Below are 22,722 nucleotides of genomic sequence, written 5' to 3'. Positions count from 1 at the left end.
TGCCCAGTATAAGGCAGATTTAGTTTCAGGAGATTCGCTGGCAGACTTAACAGGAGGGTTTGGTGTTGACAGTTATTATTTTTCCAAGAAAATTGATAAGGTCTTCCACATTGAAAAGAACAGGAAAGTATCCAAGATTGCAAAACACAATTTTGCCCAAATGGGCGTATCCAACATAGTAGTACTGTATGGGGACGGAATTACCTTTCTTGAAAAAAATAAGCAAATTTTGGATTGGATCTATCTTGATCCTTCCCGAAGGGACCAAAGCAACAAAAAAGTGTTTTTCTTGGAGGACTGTGAGCCGAATGTTACCAAACATTTGGAATTACTGCGCTCAAAATCACAAAATATATTGATAAAAACCGGACCTATGTTGGACCTTTCCATGGGGCTGGAACAATTAGATCAGGTATACGAAATACATATTGTAAGTCTTGAAAATGAAGTCAAGGAAGTGTTGTGGCATTTAAAACCTGATTTTGGCAAAGCCCCCCTTGTAAGGACAATCAATTTTAACAAGGGCAATACGGAAACATTTCAATATGGCCTTTATGAAAAAGAAAATGCGCAGGCGGAGTTCTCAAAACCCTTAAAATATCTCTATGAGCCTAATGCCGCAATAATGAAATCTGGGGCATTCAATCTAGTGAGCGAAAGATACGGCCTAAAAAAATTACAGGAACATACTCATCTATATACCTCAGAAGCTTTATTACCTTTTCCAGGAAGGGTTTTTGAAATTGTTAAAACCATTCCCTATAATAATAATAAACGCTTCAAACAACTAGGGATAAAAAAAGCCAATATTACAACACGAAATTTTCCCGAAACCGTTGTCCAAATTCGAAAGAAATTCAATTTAAAGGACGGAGGACAAAACTATCTTTTTTTTACTAAGGATACCAAAAATTCTTTGATAGTCATTTCCGCTATCGCAGCAGCTCGAATCAAAAGTTAAAAACCGATTGAAAAGTGTGAATTTGAACTCAAATTTCAAACGGACTACAACGTTTGAAATCAGCTAAAACTGGCAATTATTGACACAACATGAGACAATACTGTTAAATTTAGCAAATTTCCAATTTATTAAAATTTTACGAACCAAAATTTCTACAAAGCCAATAAAAACGGTGAATTATACCATATACGCAAGATTTTAAGTAATTTTTTGACACTTAATTTTAAAAAATAATGAATTGGTCATTATTTATATTTCATAATATTTTGTTATCATTACGCTGAATTTGGTTTTTTTTAACATTTCCATCACTCACGGAAGAGCCCTTTAAAAACCAGTTCAAGGAGATTAATTTAAACTAACAAACAACAAGGATTATGAATCAAAAACATGATTTCAAATCGGTTAAATCCAAAAGAGGTATTACCTTTTTTAAAGCTGGGATTTTATCGATGGTCATTTGTTTAGGAGTGCAACTCGCTTCTGCAAATGCGACAACTGCCAACTACAAAATTGTGTTGGACGAAACTTTACAGTCTACTGTTACCGGTACGGTAACGGATGAAAATGGCGCGCCGCTACCTGGTGCCAACGTCGTCGAAAAAGGTACCACCAATGGTACCCAAACAGATTTTGACGGAAACTTTACTATTAATGTAGAGTCTGGAGCAACATTGGTTTTCAGCTACATTGGTTTTCAAAGGAAAGAAGTAGCCGTAAATGGCCAATCCAATGTCGATGTATTTTTATCCGAAGATGCAGCCGCATTAGACGAGGTCGTTGTAACGGGTTACTCTACTACAAGTAGAAGAGAGGCCACGGCTGCAGTTTCCATAGTAAAGGCTGAGGAGTTAGCTGCAATTCCCTCTGGTAACGTAGAGCAGCAACTACAGGGTAGAGTTGCCGGTGTAACAGTATTGACCAATGGACAGCCAGGAACCTCATCACAAATCCGTGTACGTGGTTTTGGTGCTTTTGGAGGTAACGAACCATTATATATAGTAGACGGTGTGCCAGTTCAAAACACGGAGTTTCTTAATCCGGACGACATTGAAACAACAACTGTTTTAAAGGATGCTGCTGCAGCATCGATTTACGGAGCAAGAGCGGCTAATGGTGTTGTGGTATACACCACGAAACAAGGATCCAGAAGCCGTCAAAAAACTAGAATTTCACTAAATATTCAGAGTGGAGTGAGCGACCCTAATGTTGGTGGAGCACCAAAAAACCTTAGTCCACAGGAAATGGCCGAATTCACCCATTTGGCCTATGAAAATAATGCAAGGGCGAATGGTACTGCACCTCAGTATACCCATCCACAATATGGAACCAATCCTACTCCAAGATTTCCTGATTATTTGCATGCAGATGGGCAAAATGGTGTGTTTGAATCGGATATTAATTTAGCACAAATACGTGCAAATTATGAGGCTAATCCTGATAATGTGTTCTTGATACGTCCAAACCTTCAAGGAACCAATTGGTACAAGGAGTTGACCAGAATTGCACCCCTTAGTCGTGTTACTTTAGGTTTTGATGGAGGCAATGAAAACGGTCGCTTCTACATGGGAATCTCCGCACAGAATCAGGCGGGTATTCTTATTGAAAACAATTTTTCTAGATATACCGCGCGATTTAACTCAGAGTGGGATGTAGCCCCATGGTTAAGCATAGGTGAGAATTTTCAAGTTACCTATCGTTCTGTAGTAGGTGGATTTGGAGGTGAAGGAGGTATTGGTGGCGCTGACGACGAATCAGTTATTTTATCCGCCTATCGTATGCCAACGATTATACCGGTACGAGACGAATTTGGTAGTTTTGCCAGTACGAGGGCCACAGGTTTTAACAACCCAAGAAACCCTGTAAGACAGCAAGTACTTAACGCTGGCGATGATAAAAATTACTCCATTGGTGGATTTGGTAACCTGTATGCTGATATCAAACCTTTGGATGGATTAGTGGTCCGTACCAGTATAGGGGGAGGATACAGCAACAATTATTTTGTGAATTACGGTTTCAGGTATTTAGGTGATTCCGAACCAGAAGCCAGCAATACCTTCTCAGAAGGTAGTGGTTACGGTTTCCAATGGACTTTCACCAATACGGCCACCTATGAAAAATTATTCGGCAAACATAAAGTTAAGCTTCTTGGTGGTTTAGAAGCCTTGAATACCGGTAGAGGAAGGTCAATTTCTGGATCTGGTATCAATCCTTTCTCTACAGATTTGGACTTTCAAAATTTAAGTGTGGTTCAAAGTCCTGTAGTTAATAGTAGCTTAGGCAACGGGGTTAACTTCTTCTCTACATTTGGATCTCTAGAATATAACTTTGATGAGAGATATTATCTATCCGGGGTTATACGAAGGGATGGTGCCTCTCGTTTTGGTGGCAATAACCGTTATGGTACATTCCCTGCATTTTCAGCTGCTTGGAGGGTTATTTCAGAACCATTTATGCAAAATCAAGAAGTTGTGTCCGACCTAAAAATAAGGGGTGGTTGGGGCCAAATGGGTAACTCGAACAACGTTGACCCTAATAACCAGTACTCCCTTTTTGCCTCCAATAGAGGAAACACATGGTATCCAATTCAAGGTCAGAACAGTGGGGCCGATGAAGGCTTCGCCCAAAGTCGAATAGGTAACCCAGATGCAAAATGGGAGACAAGTACCACACTGAATGTAGGTTTTGATGCAAGTTTCTTCAACAATAAATTAGAATTGGTTTTAGATTGGTGGAAAAAGGATACGGATGACCTATTGTACCAATTGCCTTTAGCTGGGGTTACCGGTAATTTTGCACAAGCACCATCCGTTAACATTGCAAGTATGAGCAACTCTGGACTCGATTTCCAAATTATTGGAAGGGGTAATTTTACAGAGGACCTTTCCTTCACGGTCACCCTAAACAATTCCTTTCTTAAAAATGAGATTACAGCATTGGCTCCGGGACTTGACTTTTTTGACGGTCAAACATACAGAGGAATTCAAGCTACCAGAAATGCTGTTGGACAGCCTTTGTCCTCCTTCTTTGGTTATGAGGTAATTGGTTATTTCAACAGTGCTGAAGAAGTAGCTAACTCTCCTGCTCAGGATGGAAAGGGTCTAGGTCGATTCCGATATGCCGACATTAACGGGGATGGCGCAATTACCCCAGATGATAGAACTTTTATAGGAAGTCCTGTACCAGATTATACTGGTGGTGCGACCATCAATTTACGCTATAAAAATTTGGAATTTGAAACTTATTGGTTTGCTTCTGTTGGAAACGACATATTTAATCAGTCCAAATGGTTCACTGATTTCTTTGGTACTTTTGAAGGCTCTGCAAAAGGTCAGGCCGCCAAGCGTTCTTGGACTCCTGAATTAGGAAACAATGCTGCTGCCCCCATTTGGGAGAGTGCTACTAATTTAAGTACCAGTGGTGTCGGTAACTCTTGGTATGTTGAGGATGGATCCTATCTTCGACTACAAAGACTGGCGTTTGCCTATAACTTCGCTGATATAACAGATAGACTTGGATTGAGCAGGTTAAAATTAGGACTTTCAGCAAACAACATTTGGACTATAACAAATTATAGTGGTCTTGACCCAGGCATTGGTGGTGGAGCTGATACCAACTTTGGTATCGATGTAGGAAACTATCCAGTCGCACCACAATATTTGATAACACTTGAGGTGGGAATCTAATTCAATGTTATAAAACTGTGATAGTTATGTTCAAAATATATTATATCTTTAAGTAAAAATAAACTATGAAAACTATGATTAATTTTAAAAAGACAGTCGTTGCTGCGATGTCCTTTCTTATGATAGGGGTGTCATGTAACGATGAATTCTTGGAAGTACTTCCTACCGGCTCCTTAGCGGATGCTCAGGTGGGTACGAAAGATGGAATTGAGGGTCTACTTATCGGCACCTATGCCGCATTAAATGGCGTATTTGGCAATCGTTTTGAGGGACCCAACCATTGGGTGACCGGCTCCATCATGGGCGGTGAGGCCAACAAAGGAACGGATGCTGGTGACTATTCGACCATTAATCCAATTCAAAGATACGAGGCTGATCCAACCATTGGAGATTTTAACAGTTTATGGAATGGTCGCTTTGAAGGAGTTAGTCGAGCGAATAAAGTGTTAGCAGCATTGGCAGTGGCCACTGATGTATCAGCCGCCGATGCCGCACGTATTGCTGGGGAAGCACGTTTGTTAAGAGGTCATTTCTACTTTGACTTAAAGAAGCACTTCAATAGTATTCCATTGTTTGATGAAACTGTGCTCCCTGCCGATATACCGAGTATTCCAAACACACCGGATGTTTGGGGTTTTATCGAGGCTGATTTTCAGTTTGCATATGACAATCTACCTGCAGAAAATGGCCCCGGAAGAGTTAATAAATGGGCAGCTGGAGCTTACTTGGCAAAGGCCTACCTGTATCAGCAAAAATTTGGTCCCGCCAAAGATTTGTTCACTACAGTCATAGAACAAGGTGTTACTTCAAACGGATTGCCCTATGACCTTTTGGATGACTATGCCCAAATTTACAATGCTGAAAATGACAACCATGCAGAAGCCGTAATGGATGTGGAATCTGCCAATAATACTGGTAGTACAGCAAATGCCAATTACTTTGATGATTTGAACTACCCTTACAATACAGGCCCTGACGGTCCTGGGAACTGTTGTGGGTTCTTCCAACCGAGTATGGAATTGGCCAACTCCTTTAGGACCGGAGCAGATGGCTTACCACTTTTGGATGGCTCATACAATGACCCTGCCAATGAAGTGGACAATATCTACAGACATGTATTCACAAATGACAATGATGAATCGACCTTCGTAGAAGATCCAGACCCATTAGATCCAAGAATTGACCATTCCATTGGTAGAAAAGGAATTCCATATTTGGATTGGATCGAGCATCCAGGTTCCGCTTGGATTCGTAGCTTCCCCTATGCGGGTCCCTACTCTCCTAAAAAGTATATTTACTATAGGAGTCAGGAGAATAGCTTTACGGATGGAAGCTCTTGGACCAGAGGTTATGCAACTATGAACTATACCATAATTCGTTTTGCCGATGTGCTTTTAATGGCAGCCGAAGCGGAAGTAGAAGCAGGTTCCTTGGATAAAGCCTTGGAATATGTAAACAGGGTACGTGCAAGAGCTGCAAATTCTGAGTTCTGGGTACAAGAATATGATGGAAGTGGCCCAGCAGCAAACTATGTGATTTCTGAATATACTTCTTTCCCAAATCAGGATTTCGCGAGAAGAGCTGTCCGTTTCGAGCGTAAATTGGAACTTTCCGGAGAAGGTCATCGTTTCTTCGATTTGGTTCGTTGGGGCGTAGCCGCGGAGGAATTGAACGCGTACTTGGATTATGAATCCCAATATTTGGTGACAAAGTTTGGTGGAGCAAGTTTTACCGCTGGTAAAAACGAGTATTACCCAATACCGCAAACGCAAATAGACATTCAAGGTTCGGATGTATTATCCCAAAACCCAGGTTATTAATTAATCAACCTATATTTATAGAAAAGGGCGTGTTACACACGCCCTTTTTTATTATTCAAAAACTAAAATTGATTAATGAAAGTTTAATCCAACAAGCTTTTCTACTCCTAAATTTTTATAACATTACCGTTTAATTAACTTTGTTTATAGCCATTTAAAATCATCGCTTTTTTGATATCCTAATATCATTATTAAAACTATTGCACTAAAAATGAAAAAAATAATTTGCATTTCAGTTCTTATTGCCCTTGTCTTTACATCTTGCCAAGAGGAAAAAGAAAAGCTCTTTACCCAAATACCAGCTAAAAGTTCTGGCGTAGATTTTAACAATAGGATTATAGAAACGGACAGCTTTAATATTCTAACAAGTGAATACATTTTTAATGGAGGCGGTGTTGCCATTGGAGATTTCAATAATGATGACAGGCCCGACATTTTTTTCTCGGGAAACCAAGTTTCAAATAAACTCTACCTAAATGAAGGCGACTTTAAATTCAAGGATATTTCCGCAGAGGCACAGATTGAAGGAATTGACAAATGGAGTACCGGAATTGCCCTGGTAGATATAAATAACGACAAATACCTTGATATTTATGTATGTGCGGCCATGTTGGATTCCGATAAAGAAAAGGCCAATATGTTATTCGTAAATCAAGGACACAATGCCAATGGTGTTCCTACTTTCAAAGAGATGGCTAAAGAATATGGCATTGCAGATAGCAGTAACAGTATGGGAGCCACCTTCTTCGATTATGATAAAGATGGAGATTTAGATCTTTATGTTCTCAACAACGTGGATATTCATGTGCTTCCTTCCAACTACAGGGAAAAGATAACGGACGGCTCTGCGCTGAGCACGGACCATCTGTATCGTAACAATGGGGATGGTACCTTTACCGATGTTTCCCTTGAAGCCGGCATCACTTTAGAAGGCTACGGACTTGGTTTGGCCATTGCGGATATCAATTACGATAACTGGCCAGATATATATGTAAGCAACGACTACCTCACCAATGACCTGCTGTATATCAATAATCAGGACGGTACTTTTACCAATAGAATATCGGAATTTGTGAAGCACCAAAGTAAATTCTCCATGGGCAATGATATATCGGATTTTAACAATGATGGTTATTTGGATATCATCACTCTGGATATGTTGGGTGAAACCAACCAAAGGTTGAAGACGACCATAGCAAGTAATAATTACACCAACTATGTCCTTAATGAACGTTACAATTATGAATATCAATATTCCAGGAACATGTTGCAGAAAGGAAACGGAAATGGTGTACCCTTTAGTGAAATCGGTTTAATGTCTGGTGTCTCTAAAACCGACTGGAGCTGGTCGCCATTATTTGCGGATATGAACAATGATGGCCATAAAGACCTATTGATAACGAATGGTTTTCCTAGGGATATCACCGACCTTGATTTTGGGGACTTCAATTTTAATGTAAGTAGGTATTTGAAACCAGGTCAAATTTTGGATTCCATACCTACTATCAAGATTCCAAACTATGTTTACGTAAATAACGGTAAGGATACATTTGAGGATAAAGGTGAGGAATGGGGTCTCAATATACCTTCCTTCTCAAATGGAGCGGCATTTGCAGACTTGGATAATGATGGTGACTTGGACTATGTTGTTAACAATATCAACGACCCTGCTTTCATCTTTAGAAACAACTTAGGGGCAGAAAACAACTATGTAAGAATCAACCTTAAAAACTCGGACACCTACGGCATAGGTGCAAAAGTAGTGGTACGCTTTGACGATGGCACTTTTCAATACCATGAAAACTACTTGTATAGAGGCTATATGTCCTCCTTGGATGGTATAGTGCATTTTGGTCTGGGCGATAAGGCAAAAATTAATTCTTTAGAGATATTATGGCCTAATGGCAACTATCAAAAATTGGAAGGCGTTCAGCCTAATCAAACCTTGGTACTGAAACAAAATGAAGCCTCCCCAATAGATGTAAAATCCCTGGAATTTCCGTTCAATCCCAAAAAGGACCAAAAGTTATTTACCGAAGTTTCAAAAGAATATGGAATGGATTATGAACATAAGGAGTTGGATGTAATCGACTTCAATATTCAAAGAATATTACCGCATAAATTGACCCAAAATGGTCCTTGCTTGGCATCGGGAGATCTCAATGGCGATGGTCTGGAGGATTTCATTGTGGGTAGTTCCGCCAGGTATTCACCGGTTTTATTTTTGCAAGAATCGAATGGACAATTTTTGCAACGAGAGTTATTCAAGGAAGAAGAAGACAAAAAATACGAGGAAGAAGGAATAGCCCTTTTTGATTTGGATAACGATGGGGATCTTGATATTTACTTCGTGTCCGGAAGCAATGAATTTACACCGGATGACAGCTATTATCTGGATAGGATTCTTGTTAACGATGGAAAGGGTAATTTTTCCCTTGCCTTGGATAAATTGCCTGAAATCAAAAAGAGTGGCTCCGTAGTTGCCGCAAATGATTTTAACAAAGATGGTTTTATAGATTTATTTGTAGGGGGCAGAACACCATTTGCGAAATACCCCATTCCGGAAAGCAGCTATCTTTTAAAAAATGAAAATGGTACATTGGTGGATGTAACCGATTCAATGTGTCCCGAATTACGTGATATAGGTATGGTCACCGATGCTACTTGGGCAGACGTGGATTCCGATGGAATTAACGACCTGATAGTTATTGGGGAATTTATGCCAATTACCGTTTTCAAAAACAATGGGGAAAAACTAACAAAAATGGAGGGGACCGGTATGGATGATTTATACGGTTTCTGGGAAAGCATCGTTGCCCATGATTTTGACAAGGATGGGGATTTGGATTTTATCGTTGGGAATTTAGGGGCCAACAATTTTTACCAACCTTCCCCTGAAAGACCTACCAAGCTCGTCTCCAAAGACTTCGACAATAATGGCACCGTTGACCCTGTGATGTTCAGCTATCTTAAGTATAGCTTTGACAATCCGGAATACAGATCGTTTCCCTTGAAGTTTTGGGGCGATCTAAATGGTCAGAGTCCTTTGTTCCGTTCTAAATACAATACATATAAAAGCTTTGCAAATGCGGATATCAACACCTTGTTCACGGAAGAGGAAATGGACGGTGCCCTTACATTGACAGGAAATTTTGATAGAAGCATATACGTGGAAAATTTAGGTAATGGCACGTTCAGTTATAAGGAACTACCTTGGGAAACACAAATGGCACCGATCAACAGTATCGCGGTAACAGACTACAACAACGATGGCAATGACGATGTTCTATTGGTTGGAAACGACTATGGCAACGAGGTATTTATTGGAAAATATGATGCCTCCAACGGATTTTTGTTGGAAGGGGATGGAAAGGGTAATTTTTCTGTTGTCGATATCCAAAAAAGTGGGTTTGTAGCTCAAGGTGATACCAAGGATATTACCATTGTAAATAATGCCAACGAGAGTAATCCATTCATTGTGGTCTCACAGAACAGGGGCCCGCTAAGAGTTTTTCTTAAAAATGAGTAGTATTTTATTTATCCGCCTTTATCGAAAATATGTATGGATAGCACTTCCCCTTAATTAGGATTGAACCAAAGGAAAGATTTCTTCTTTTAAATAGCATGACAATGTCTTCCAACATGAAACTCCTTTTTTTGCTTGCTGTAATAACATCCTTGATTTCATGTGAGCCGAAGGAGAAAAAAGCTGTAGCACTTTATGAGTCTTATTGCGCGAGTTGCCATCTGCTTCCGGATATCGATAACTTACCTAAACATATTTGGAAAGATGGCATTTTACCGGATATGGGCGCGCGTATGGGAATCAAGGACACGGCATACGATCCCTATGAGGGCATTTCACGCATGGAACAATTTGCCATTGTTCAGTCCGGGGTGTATCCTGAAAAACCTAGTATATCCATAGAGGATTGGAATTTACTCAAAGACTATATTCTTAAAATGGCCGGTGATTCCCTTGATCTGGGCATTGTGAAGACACCAACCAATGGAATATCCCAATTTAAGGTGCAACCAATAGTTCTGGATAGTATCAAGGGAGCGTTATTTACATTTTTGAAATTTGATTCTGTTCAGAAAAAAATAATAACCGGCAACCTAAATAGCAGATTAATTCATTATGATCCTATTTTAAAAAAAGTCACCAAAACAGAACGTACGAAGCAAGCACTTACCTCCTACTCCCAAAAGGACACCTTAAAATATTTCACCTATGTTGGTTATCTTGACCCTTCTGAGCTCTCTCAGGGCAGTTTAAGTGTTATCGAGCCCAGCAAGAGAAAAATAAACCGAGCCAATATTCAGTTACATAGACCTGTTCATAGCCTTGTCCATGATTTTGACAAGGATGGCATTGACGAAGTTGTAGTCTGTGAATTTGGGGATTTGACAGGGAAACTTACCCTTCTAAGCCATAATGGGGATTTTAATTATAAAGACCAGATATTATTGAACCAACCAGGAAGTACAAGGGCTATGGCCAAGGACATGAACAAAGATGGCCTAGATGATTTGGTGGTGCTAACTTCACAAGGTAGGGAGGGCATTACCATTTTTTATCAGGAGGCCGATTTAAAATTTAGAATGGAAACCCCCATACAGTTCAGTCCGGTGTACGGATCTAGTTGGTTTGAGATTATTGATTATAATAATGATGGATATAACGACATAGTAACAGTTCAGGGCGATAATGCCGATAAAAGCAATGTTCACAAGCCGTATCACGGATTACGAATCCATATCAACGATGGCCACAATAATTTTACCGAAGCTTATTTTTATCCTATGAACGGTGCCACTAGGGTCGTTTCCAATGATTATGACCAAGACGGGGACATCGACTTTGGAATTCTATCCACTTTTCCGGATTATGAACGAACCCCTGCGTACTCCTTTGTTTATTTGGAAAACAAAAATGCCAATTCATTCCAATTTGAACCCTATCGTATGGACACTGGCAATCTGGGCCGATGGATGTTAATGGATGCGGGAGATGTAGATCAGGACGGAGATACGGATATTATTCTTAGCGCCTTTAGTTACTCCTTCACTCCCGTTCCGGATAATCTCAACGAGGCCTGGAGAAAATCTGAAGTGGATCTCTTGATTCTTGAAAACAATTTAAACCCGTGATTTTCTAAAGGGTGTTGCGAATCCCTAGAAGTCAATGCTCATTCTGATGCTTAAAATCGCCCCACCTATACTTTACAGTCCGCTTTAAGGGAATCTGCATGCCTCCTGTTTCTTCCAACCAATCATATATGGCGGCGGACATGGATTTGGCTATCTCCTGTTTGTCAGGATCTGCAATTAGGTTATACATTTCATCGGGATCGTTTTCCAGGTCATACAATTCATTTCGGTCCCAAATGCCATGGTACTTCATGTATTTGTATTTATCCGTCCTCATCCCAAAAACCGTGGGTGTCATTGGAAAATCATATTCCCAGTAATACTCATAAAACACCTCTTTTCGGGTATTTACATTGGCCACTCCCTTAAGAATTGGAATAAACGAAGTACCCGGCATATGCTCGGGCTGCTTAATTCCCGCTTCGGCCAAAATGGTGGGTCCAATGTCAATATTCTGGACCATTTGCTTCGGACGGATTCCACCCTTAAACAATTCCGGACAACGCACCAATAAAGGTACTTTTACGGACTCCTCATAAAAATGACGTTTATCTATCAATCCGTGTTCCCCCCAACTAAAACCATTGTCCCCCATATAAATAACCAAGGTCGATTCGTCCAATCCTTCCTTTTTTAAGTAATCCATCACGGTACCTATACTCTCATCGACACCCAAAAGGGTTTCGCAATAATCCACCACCATCTCATGGATATCCCTATTTTCATGGTACATATAATCCACACCGTGCCAGCTTACCCGTTGGTCAGCTACCCATTGAGGCCATTTTAGGTCACGATAGGCACCTGTTTTTGTCTGCTCATAAGTTGTTGGGAGGTCGATCCGTTTTCCTTTGTACTTTCCCTTGTGTCTTTTGGCCGGCTGAAATCCGGCATGAACCGCTTTATGGGATAGATACATAAAAAAGGGTTTTTTCCTATCCCTGCTATCAAGCCAATCAATGGCATGTTCTGTCAATAGGTCGGTAATATACGTGGAGTCCTTATAGGATATTCTTTCTCCGTTTATGTTCAAGGTGGGATTGTAATACACACCCTGGCCAGGAAAACTCTCCCAATGCGTAAATCCAGGTTGTGGTTCATCTCCATGGTCGCCCATATGCCACTTTCCAAAAAAACTGGTTTGATATCCGGCCTTCTCCAAATACTGGGGAAAATAAGTAAGGTTGCCCGGATCTGGCGCTTGATTGTCCACTATGGTGTGGCTATGGGAAAACATACCCGTCAAAATAGAAGCCCTGCTGGGGGAGCACAGGGAAGTCGTTACAAAGGCATTGGGCAAATAAGCTCCTTCCCTGGCAAGCTTATCCATATTTGGAGTTTCCAACCAGGGAACTTTTCCTGTAAAACCCATGTAATCATACCGATGATCATCGGTAAGAATGAAAATTACGTTCCTAGGCTGCTTTTTGTTGGGCATGGAATTTCCTCTCCCAAGAAAAAACAAAGAGAAAGTCAAAAAAACTAGTGCATGTGCTATTTTCATAATATGTATTTTTTAGTTTGAGGTACCATCAATTCTGTAATTGTTGCCTTAAAAACCACGCATAGAGTTCATCCGTAGCATATGCTTTTGACCATGCCTCATGGCCCACATTTTCATATTTGGTGAACCGGACATCGTACCCAAACTCCTTGAGTTTATTCACCATGGACTCGGATTCTTCGACCGGAATCACGTCATCGTCTTCGCCATGGAAGACCCAAATGGGCATTTTCTTATTGATCCATGAAGCATAGGGCAACGGTGTCATCCCACAGACAACGGCCATGGCAGCAAAAGTTTCTGGATATTGGACCGCCATCTCCCAGGCGGCACCCCCGCCACGACTTATCCCGGATAAGTAAATCCTATTCCTATCGATACGGTTTTTTGAAACCACGGAATCCAAGAGCTGTTTTACGGCACGGGTGTTCCACCAACTTTTCGCATATGAATTTTCAGGGGCTAAAATCAGAAATGGAAATTTTCTACCTTGTAAAATGAGGCTTGGTGGCGGAATTTTTTCATTGGGACCTAAATCTTCGGCCACCTCTCCCCCTCCATGCAAGAACAATAAAACAGGAAATTTTTTTTCAGGTTTCAATTCGTATTCCGGTGGATAGTACAGGTAATACTTTAAGGTTTCCGTTACCGATGTCTCCAACTCTCCATCTACCAAGGTATAACTAGGTTGCGAGGCACAACTGCTTACCAAGAGTATCAGGAAAATAAATAAGATGTTTTTATACAAATCAGGCGAATTATATCCTTTGAAGATACATAATTCGTTTTACAAATCTATTGAAATACTCATGGCAAAAACCTTGATATACAACAAAACGAAAAAGTGAACTTTATATATGAATACATGAAAAAAGAGTATCATATAAAAAAAGGGAAGCTGGGAAAGCTTCCCTTACTAAATGTTATCTGTACAATGTAAAGTGTCCCACATAGCGGGATTTTCGTTCACCCAGGGCATTGACCACATACCAGTAGTCGCCTGTAGGCACTTCTTTGCCTTCATAGGTTCCATCCCATCCGGTCACCTTGTCCAATACGGCCACTACCCTACCGTAACGATCATAAATTTTTACCTCCAAATCGTCAAAGAATTCCGTATTTCGTATTTGCCATACATCATTTTGTCTGTCTCCGTCCGGCGTAAAGAAATTGGGAATTTCCAACATTCCTGTAAATTCAAAAGGAAGGTCGACTTCGGCCACACAACCATTGGCATCTACTACCCGAATGTTTACCATTCCACTTCGATTTGTGGTGAAGGTAGTTTCACTTCCATAGGAAGCGCCGTTAAAGAAATATTCATAACCGCCATAACCGCCTTGTGCCATGGCCACAAGTTCATTGGGACCTGTTTTTTCTGCCGATAAGGTCAATGGATCATACGCATCGACCGTGAATTCCACAAAATTGGTACACCCGTTCTGATGGTAGATGTAAACGTTGTGGTCACCCGGAGCAAGATCTCCCCATTGATAGTCCATTCCAGCATTGGAAGTTATGGCGTCAGTAGCATCTATGGGATCTAAGGCGAACATCAAATCATCCATATTTATATTGCCCAACATGTCAATGGTTACCGTACTATTTGGAAAGATTCCCTCACATCCATACACAACCAACGGTTCAGCAGTTAAATCGACACCAATGCCGATATTAAACAATTCCAATCCCGTACATAAATTGGCATCCCTAATATGAATGGCGTAGGAGGCACCGCCCTGTAAATTCTCGATCAATTGACCAGGCACATATGGAGCAAAAGTTCCAGTACCCGATTCGTCGATGGGGTCGATCATTTCTACCTTATACTCATAATAAGGCGTAGCACTTACCATGGGGTCATTAAAGGGTGTTCCGCCGGTTATCTCAAAAGTCATAGTGCCATCATTTGCACCTATACACAATTCCGGCGTAGTTTGAATGTTGACGGCCTGGAGCACCTCGGGTTCGTCCACAGTGATGAAATCACGTTCAAAACAGCCGTTTTCATCCTGAATCAATATTTCATAGGTACCCTGTGCCAAATCCTCGAAGGTATAAGTTCCCGGGGTTGCCGGATCACTAAAGAACTCATTGAAATTTGGGCCTATGGCGAACTGAATCAAACCGATACCTCCTGATAACACCTCAACGGTGATGGTTCCATCCTGCTCCCCGTTACAACTTACCGTTGTAGGTGCTGCATCGAATACGATAGGATCTGGCCTCACAATTTGGAAAGGCCCTGCAATGTCCATACATGTGGCGCCGCTGGTTACGGCAATATAGTAGTCCGTACCTTCTGGCAAGCCTTCGAAAGTTCCATTATCCTGTGGTCCCCTGAACAAGGTTGCCGATGCGGACGGATTAAACGCGTCTACCGGGTCTCCGTTATAGAGGTAAAAGGTATCGTCACCCACACCACCATTTACAAAAGATTCTATCCTACCGTCCAGCTCCGAAGCACAGGAAATATCGTCCGGCAGATTGGGCAATAACGTAATGCCCGTGGCATTGGTCATGGTTATACCATTAGATCGTATAGCCAAACAAGTGCTGGCCGCATTGGTCTTCCTTACATCAAATTGATAGGTGATTCCCTGTACGCCTGGTACCAAAACGGAACTTCCCACCATGGTTTGATAAGGCCCTACCACAACCCCATTCTCCACAGGCGCATATTCATACGTAAAAGAAGGGTCTGGATTCTGTATGGACAATCGCATTTCACCATCACCGCCGCAACCGGGTACCCGTGTCTGAACCAGTAACGGGGCCACTGGTGGTGGCGGATCCACAAAATAAGGCTCCGTAACGAACAAACATCCAAAGCTAGAGGAAACCTCTATGGCATACCATCCGGCACTGATAAAACCACCGCTGGCACCAATGAAGGTTGGTGTGTTCTGCAATCCGCTCGTAGATGCGATATCCGTATTGTCGTTGCCGTTCAAATACAGTAATCGATAATTATATCCAGCACCTGAAAACCCTCCAGAGGCCCCAGCTGTGGCCGTAGTGGCATCACCCGTTGTGGGGTCAAAAGCTTCCAATACGGCGTTGTTTCCATTGGGACAATCCAGACCTTGTGGCTGTCTGATACCGGCATCGATTTGTGGTACTTCATCCAATTCAATATCAAAAATGTTCGTGCAAAGCTCCGTGTCCTGAATCTCCACTCGGTAGAAACCATATTCCAATCCGGTAAACGTGTTATTGTTGGAGAAAGGCGCTACTTCAGTGGTGTAACTTGTACCACCATCGGTGCTGAACAATAATCGGTATTCATACGGCGTACCGTCCCAACCACCGGTTCCGGTCACCTGAATCTCGCCACTGTCATTACCACAGCCCACATTACCCACAGAATTGGCGGTTACCTGTAAAGGCCCGTTAGGGGTACGAATATTGGCAACATTGCTGTCATTACTACAGAATGGAACGTCCGTGGAAACCACCTCAACTATTAGATTACCTCCTGGCAGGCCGGTTATCCTGGCTTCCTCACCATTCACATCCGGGAAATTAGTTGTTTCAAAACTACCTGTCGCAATGGGTGTACTTCTGGTTGTATCATCCGCCATATAGACCGTATAGTTATAAGTTCCTACATAATCCGAAACCGTTATGAACAACTCGCCATCATTAGTTCCAAAACAGCTAACCGGTTTGGCCTCCGTAATAAAAACCGTTGGTAATTGCGGGTCGTTTACGGTATGGATCGGAAGTGGATAGGTACATCCGCCCGTATTGTCTACAATCTCCATGATATAATCGCCCGATGCTGGCAAATCCACAAACCCAAAGGAAGCGCCACTAATAGTTACATTGGCGACCGGAACAACGGAATTGGTTACTATGGTAAAATTAGTAGTGCCCACCACATCGATGCGAACGCGTTCATCGTTGGCACAATCCAATGCACTCACTACGCTCAATGTTGGAACAACATCCGTAGGCGGATTTATAGTTGGCAGGTCAAAGGTAGTCTGACACCCATTCCCGTCGATGGCATATACGGTTATATCCTGCGGAGAACCATTGTCCACAATCTCAAAGGTGTTACCCGATTGATAGTTGGAAAAACCGGTGATACTATACTGATATCCGGAGCCGATTGTTCCAGGATCTGTAACATTCACGGTAATTATTGTTGAACTATAGCGATTTGCCCCGGGCTCGCAGGCAAAATCAGGAGCCGAAGCCGTTATGCTAAAGTCGGCCGGATTTGTTATCGTATGCACCGCGGATAATACCTCGCAACCCCGTTGTGTCACCACCTGAACCTGATAATCCCCTTGTGGTAAATTGGAGAAGGTTCCCGTATTGTTTCGGTCGTGTTCCGAGGAAGTGGTAAGATTGTTCAAAATATATGTAATGGGCATATCCTGCGAAGTAAATGGCACCAAAGCATTTGCAGGTCCTACCACCACTTCAATCGTTCCGTCGTTGTTGTCACGGCAGGTGATATCGGTAGCCAATTCTGAAGTGATAACTGGTTGCGCGGCCTGATTCAGATTGATTCCGGCCACATTATATTCGCAGAAATTGGTTCCGTCGAACATAATTCGGTCCACCACCAAAACATCATAGGTACCTGGAGCCAATCCGGCGAAAACGGGGTCGTCCTCTTGGGTAATGGGTCCCACCGAAGCACCTGTGTAATCCGTTCCCGAAAGGATGTATCCAAAATCACCGCTGCCGCCAAAAGTCGCAATCGTAATCTCGCCATCAGCATCGTTACATGTTGAATCTGTAGAAAAAGTTCCCGTAGCCGAAAGGAAATTATATACCGTCGCGGTACCCTGACTGGTACATCCATTTGCATCGACCACATCGACCACATAATCCCCCGGACTGGCAACCGTAAAGGTATATACCCAGTTGGTTCCATTATCCGTTGGAATCTGTTCATCTCCCGCCAAAGTAAAACGTGGCGTGTTGACCGAGTTTGGCATGGCCACGGTAATATCAAAGGAAGTTGAACTGGGATTACATTGGTTCACCACCGTAAACGTTGGTACGGGAAGGTCCGGGTCCAGTTGGATCACCGTGGCGATATCAAAGGAGATACAACCACCACTATCGCGCACATAAATATCGTAGTCTCCGGCAGGGCCCACAAAAGTCGTGGTGCTCACATAATCTGCCGGATAAGCGGGTTCCGGGGAACCATCGGGCACAAAGGCATATTCATACGGACCTCCCGATCCGCCACGGCCTTGCACCGTTATCTGTCCGAATGCATTACAATTCGCAGGAACATCGGAGATTACATCTATGGCCGGTAAGTTTTGATCTATGATGACACCGGCAGCATTCCTACAGGTATCCGTTTCGTTCACCACGATTATTTGATAATCCCCGGGCAACTCTGGATACGTGTTGGTATATGGTGGCGCAGGGGCCGAAAATGATGGGACGATCACTGTTGTGGTGTTTGTATCATTGTTCAGCAACTCAATTCTTAAAACGTCCCCAGGATTATAGCCAATGACCTCATAGGCAATCTCCCCGTTTCTGTTCACATCACAAGCTCCAGGTGTTGAAGATGCCGTAATTTCGAGTGTTGAAGGCGCATCAACTGGCGGAATTTCCTGCTCGTACAAACAACCTGTTACCACATCCCTCACCTGTACGGTATAGGCAATACCATATTGGATACCGTCCGCAGCATTACTAAAGGTATGGTCATTAATGCCCGGCGTATTGTTCAAGGGATAAAACGAAGGCTGTTGCGCCAACTTGATTTCATAAGAACCGGAACCGCCGCTCACACTAACGGCATATGTAAAACTACTATCGTCACAGGATGGTGGCAATGGTGGAAAAATAGGTGTAATCACAACTTCATTTGAAGTGATAGTTACCGTATCTATGTCCGTACAACCATTGGCATCCAAGGTAATCACTGTATAGTTCCCTGGAATCAAGTTGGTATCGCTAATGGTAATTGGAAAGGCCGACTGATTTTCCAAACGTGTGATTTCCGTTCCCGTACTGTCCTCGATCCTAAAGTCGAAATTTGGGGTTCCATCGGTAACGCCATTAATGGTGATTCCTCCGCTCACGACACCACTACCGTCACAAATAGCCGCATCTTGGGTAACCGATGCATCCGGTGGCAAGGTGGTATCGGTACCTATGACGGCATTTGCCGGTACGGTTTCACAGCCTCTAGAATCCCTAACTAAAAAAGGATATGTACCTGCAGGTAAATCTGAGTATACTGTTTGCGAACTCCATCCCATACCGTTGAAGTTGACTTCGTACGGCGGTACGCCACTGGTTCCGTCGGGTATAATGGTTACGACCCCATTATTTGGAGCACCACAACTTACAGGCCTTGTTATTACAGAAGCAGCGGCAATGTTCGCTGGTGGATTCAATATGAGCGGTGCCGATGTGGCCTCGCAACCTGCATTGGTAGTATTGTTATCGGTTATTCTAAATACATAGGTGCCATCAATGGCAGTATCGTAGAAGAAGGTACTGGAGGTATAGGGTGCAGGCGCACTAAACGTTGCCCCATTATCGGAACTTACCTCAAAGAGACCGGTAGCCGAAGCATATCCTCCTGATACATCCACCCGAATCTGGCCAGGCAATCCCCCACAAGGGATTTCCGTGACTACCGCAGTATTGACCCTTAGTTGTGGAGCAACAGTGATTACTATGGAATCGCTACAATTGTTACCGTCTACCACCTCTATGGTATAATTACCGGGAGTCAAGCCATTAAAGGTACCCGTTGGTTGCAAAGCTCCACCATTGATGCGGAATTCATGTGTTCCCAATGCCGCTGTGCCCGCCGTGGAAGTTACCACTGCGGTTGCTCCGGTACCGGGAACATAACAAAAATCGGATGCCGCATTGTCCAAACTTACAGTAGGTGCGTCAATTTGGGTAAGAACAAAAACAAAAGTATCGGTACAACCCTCCGCATCTTCAGCGGTCAAGGTATAGGTTCCTGGAATCGTTAGGTTGCTAAACGTCCTCCCCGATCTGGGTCCTATTGCTGGCCCTGAAGGTGGCGTCAAGGTATACCTGTTTCCGCCCCAACCTCCGGTAAAATTGGCACGAACGCTACCTATATTTCCATTGGCACAGCTCATTGGGGTGACGGTGCTTCCACTTATATCCAAGGGGGGAGCGTCCACAATGTCGAAAGTAGCGGTATCCGTACAACCGGTATCGGCATCTGTTACGGTGATGGTATAGGTTCCTATTCCCGATAGCGGCAAATCGACCTCGGCATTGTTTTGCGGGGCACTTTCAGGACCTCCATTGATATTATAGGTGTAGTTGTTCGCAAATCCGTCGATGATAAAAGTGCCTGTACCATCCGTAGCGCCATTACAGACCCGTAAGTCCCCGCCGGATTTTACACGGGCCCGAATGGAACTTATTACGGCCGGACTAAAGCCTTCCGTATAGGTACAGTTATTTGCATCGGTTATTTGAAAGATATAGGACGTGGAAGTGCTTAACCCAACAAAGGTTGGGTTGCTTCCATTATTGATGGTCACGGGGCTAACGACCGAGTAGTTAACGATGGCCGCATTGGATGTTGGTGTAAGGGTAACATCCGATGTACCGGCGGCACAACTAATATTGCTTTGTGCGAAATCCAGGTTTGTGGGCGGATCTACATCCAAAATATCGATCGGAGTTAGTTCCAATCGACAACCACCACCATCCCTGATAATGGGTATATACGTTCCCGCGGCTAAGTTGGTGTACGAAGTGATGCCCGTAAAATTCACCCCGTCAATACTGAATTGATATCCGCTACCCGAACCACCGGTAAAAGGTCCTACAAAGTCAATCCTACCACCATTGGTACCTCCACTACCATCACAGGTAACATCGGAAATTTTGGTCGCGGAGCCATTTATGTTCCCAACCGTGGTCACCGTTACCGAAGGTAGGGTAATTGTACATTCAAAACCACCTTGCTGATATCGGACTTCAATATTGTTATAAGTTCCTGCGGGGACAGAAATCTGTGGTGCCGTCACCCAAGGATCTCCAGAATTCACCCGATAGGAAAGGTTATATCCCCGGGCATCGTTAACGGTGAAAATAATACGGGCACCCCCATTACTGCACGTTCCGTCAATTCCGGATGCTGTTACATCTGGCGGCAGCAAGTCTTCCACGTTGGAAGAGGCCGTGATAATACAACCGTTACTATCGGTAATAACGAAGTCATAAGTTCCTGGGGAGTTTACGGTGTAGATTGTGGTCCCTGTGTCCGTTGTAGCATTTCCATACGAGGGCTGTACAGGCCCACCATTAACCGTAAATGTATACGGCGCGGAACCACCCGATGTATTCACCGTAATATCCACACTGGAAATAGTGGCACATCCAAAACTGGAATTTACCTCCGTGGAAGCATCCAACGGACTTATTCCGGACCCAATGGTTATTGGGTTTCCAAAGGTATCGACTGCAATTCTTGGCGGATTGATTCCGTTCAATGGGTCTCCCGTACATTGTTGCGTTTCTACCTGTGCGATATAGGTACCGGAACCCACAGCGGAAAAGGTATAGGTCTCGTCCGGTATAAAGGCGGTAAATTCCTGCGCCACACCCATGCTGTTCAAAAGGGTGTATTTATAGGGTCCAAGGCCGGGTGTGGGCGTTACGGTGATGGCGCCCGTTTCCCCGGGACAATTGATATCCGTAAAGTTTACGGACAAATCCAAGGTTCTTTCCAATATTTCAATAGGCTCGTAAGGATACTCACAGGTATTTGGGATATTTCTCAACCTGGCCTTTACAATATAGGTACCTGGAGTCAAATTTGAGAATATGGCGCCTTGCCATGGCCCAAAACCGCTTCCACTATCAATACTAAATTCGTAGGCGCTGGACAAGTTGGTTATTTGTATCCGTCCAGGTACATCACAGATATAATCCTCCTTAACGAAGGTTTGGTTGATGGTACTTTTTTTAACCTTAAAATAAAAAATCTGTCCGTCCGCGACCACCCTATATTCTGCACCTATGGTCGATGGGATGGAACTCGCATCCAAACTGAAGGTTTGTCCTGTAGCCACTTGTGTGTAGCAGGAACCCGTATTGGGACAGTCATTGTTGATATCCGGAGAACAGGAACCGCCCAACATCTGCCAGGAGACAGAACCGTATGGTCCACCGGATAGACTAATAATCCGATCATCGCTGTTCCCACAAAGGTTAAAACGGGCTACCGTGAATCCGTTACTGCTACAACCTACCTCCTCGTCCGCGCCTTGGATGATGGTCATGAACATTGGGGCCATGGCAGTGGCCGACTTAGTGTTGGAGTCTTTGGTCTTTGAAATATCAAAATCCGAAGAGGTTTCGACTTTCTTCTTGGAAACCGTATTTTCGACCACCCTTTCCACTGCAAGGGTTACCTCACTAAAAATCTTGGTAATGCTTGAATCCGCAAGTGCCGTAGAGCCAACCACCGATAGAAGTATCAGCAGGAGTACATACAGCGATCTTCGCTGTTGTGATGGGTGCATAGGTTAAGTAGTGTTTGGTAAGAAGGACAATGATTTGGGGGTCAATATCCCTCCTTGGTGTAAAATTTTTTGCTTA

Annotated in this window: 8 protein-coding genes; 5 read left to right on the top strand and 3 right to left on the bottom strand. The window is 43.1% G+C overall.

Features of this window, described 5'->3' with window-relative positions; all coding sequences use genetic code 11:
- The first annotated feature begins 160 nt into the window (after window positions 1-160).
- The 5 genes from FEK29_RS15970 to FEK29_RS15950 all read left to right on the top strand — a co-directional run bounded on the left by FEK29_RS15970 (window position 161) and on the right by FEK29_RS15950 (window position 11,621).
- Entirely contained in the window at window positions 161-961 is an 801-nt protein-coding gene (locus FEK29_RS15970; RefSeq protein WP_317129188.1) for a THUMP-like domain-containing protein, read from the top strand.
- A gap of 377 nt (window positions 962-1,338) precedes the next feature.
- Window positions 1,339-4,647, top strand: coding sequence for a SusC/RagA family TonB-linked outer membrane protein (locus FEK29_RS15965; protein ID WP_138259441.1), 3,309 nt, complete (start codon window positions 1,339-1,341; stop codon window positions 4,645-4,647).
- A gap of 74 nt (window positions 4,648-4,721) precedes the next feature.
- Entirely contained in the window at window positions 4,722-6,467 is a 1,746-nt protein-coding gene (locus FEK29_RS15960; RefSeq protein WP_205123424.1) for a RagB/SusD family nutrient uptake outer membrane protein, read from the top strand.
- 211 nt (window positions 6,468-6,678) lie between these two features.
- Complete coding sequence (locus FEK29_RS15955) at window positions 6,679-9,996, top strand: VCBS repeat-containing protein (protein WP_138259439.1); 3,318 nt, start codon at window positions 6,679-6,681, stop codon at window positions 9,994-9,996.
- 128 nt (window positions 9,997-10,124) lie between these two features.
- The gene (locus FEK29_RS15950) at window positions 10,125-11,621 is read left to right on the top strand and encodes an FG-GAP repeat domain-containing protein (RefSeq protein ID WP_161595368.1); all 1,497 of its coding nucleotides are present in this window, start codon (window positions 10,125-10,127) and stop codon (window positions 11,619-11,621) included.
- 31 nt (window positions 11,622-11,652) lie between these two features.
- Here FEK29_RS15950 and FEK29_RS15945 read toward each other — a convergent pair whose 3' ends face one another.
- The 3 genes from FEK29_RS15945 to FEK29_RS15935 all read right to left on the bottom strand — a co-directional run bounded on the left by FEK29_RS15945 (window position 11,653) and on the right by FEK29_RS15935 (window position 22,646).
- Window positions 11,653-13,125, bottom strand: coding sequence for a sulfatase family protein (locus tag FEK29_RS15945; RefSeq protein ID WP_138259437.1), 1,473 nt, complete (start codon window positions 13,123-13,125; stop codon window positions 11,653-11,655).
- A 28-nt stretch (window positions 13,126-13,153) separates the two neighbouring features.
- A complete protein-coding gene (locus FEK29_RS15940; RefSeq protein ID WP_138259436.1) occupies window positions 13,154-13,873 on the bottom strand; it encodes a carboxylesterase family protein in 720 nt (239 codons plus the stop codon).
- A gap of 175 nt (window positions 13,874-14,048) precedes the next feature.
- Entirely contained in the window at window positions 14,049-22,646 is an 8,598-nt protein-coding gene (locus FEK29_RS15935; protein WP_138259435.1) for a T9SS type B sorting domain-containing protein, read from the bottom strand.
- Window positions 22,647-22,722 lie beyond the last annotated feature (76 nt).

Origin of the sequence: Maribacter aurantiacus (genome assembly GCF_005780245.1) — a bacterium.
GTDB classification, from domain to species: domain Bacteria; phylum Bacteroidota; class Bacteroidia; order Flavobacteriales; family Flavobacteriaceae; genus Maribacter; species Maribacter flavus.
Note: the sequence above shows the minus strand (reverse complement) of the source record. Positions and strands in the feature narration are given on the sequence as shown.

Bases quoted from the DNA above. Each gene is read 5' to 3' on its own strand.
- FEK29_RS15970 (WP_317129188.1), top strand. From the start codon at position 161: ATGGGCGTATCCAACATAGTAGTACTGTATGGGGACGGAATTACCTTT.
- FEK29_RS15965 (WP_138259441.1), top strand. From the start codon at position 1,339: ATGAATCAAAAACATGATTTCAAATCGGTTAAATCCAAAAGAGGTATT.
- FEK29_RS15960 (WP_205123424.1), top strand. From the start codon at position 4,722: ATGATTAATTTTAAAAAGACAGTCGTTGCTGCGATGTCCTTTCTTATG.
- FEK29_RS15955 (WP_138259439.1), top strand. From the start codon at position 6,679: ATGAAAAAAATAATTTGCATTTCAGTTCTTATTGCCCTTGTCTTTACA.
- FEK29_RS15945 (WP_138259437.1), bottom strand. From the start codon at position 13,125: ATGAAAATAGCACATGCACTAGTTTTTTTGACTTTCTCTTTGTTTTTT.
- FEK29_RS15935 (WP_138259435.1), bottom strand. From the start codon at position 22,646: ATGCACCCATCACAACAGCGAAGATCGCTGTATGTACTCCTGCTGATA.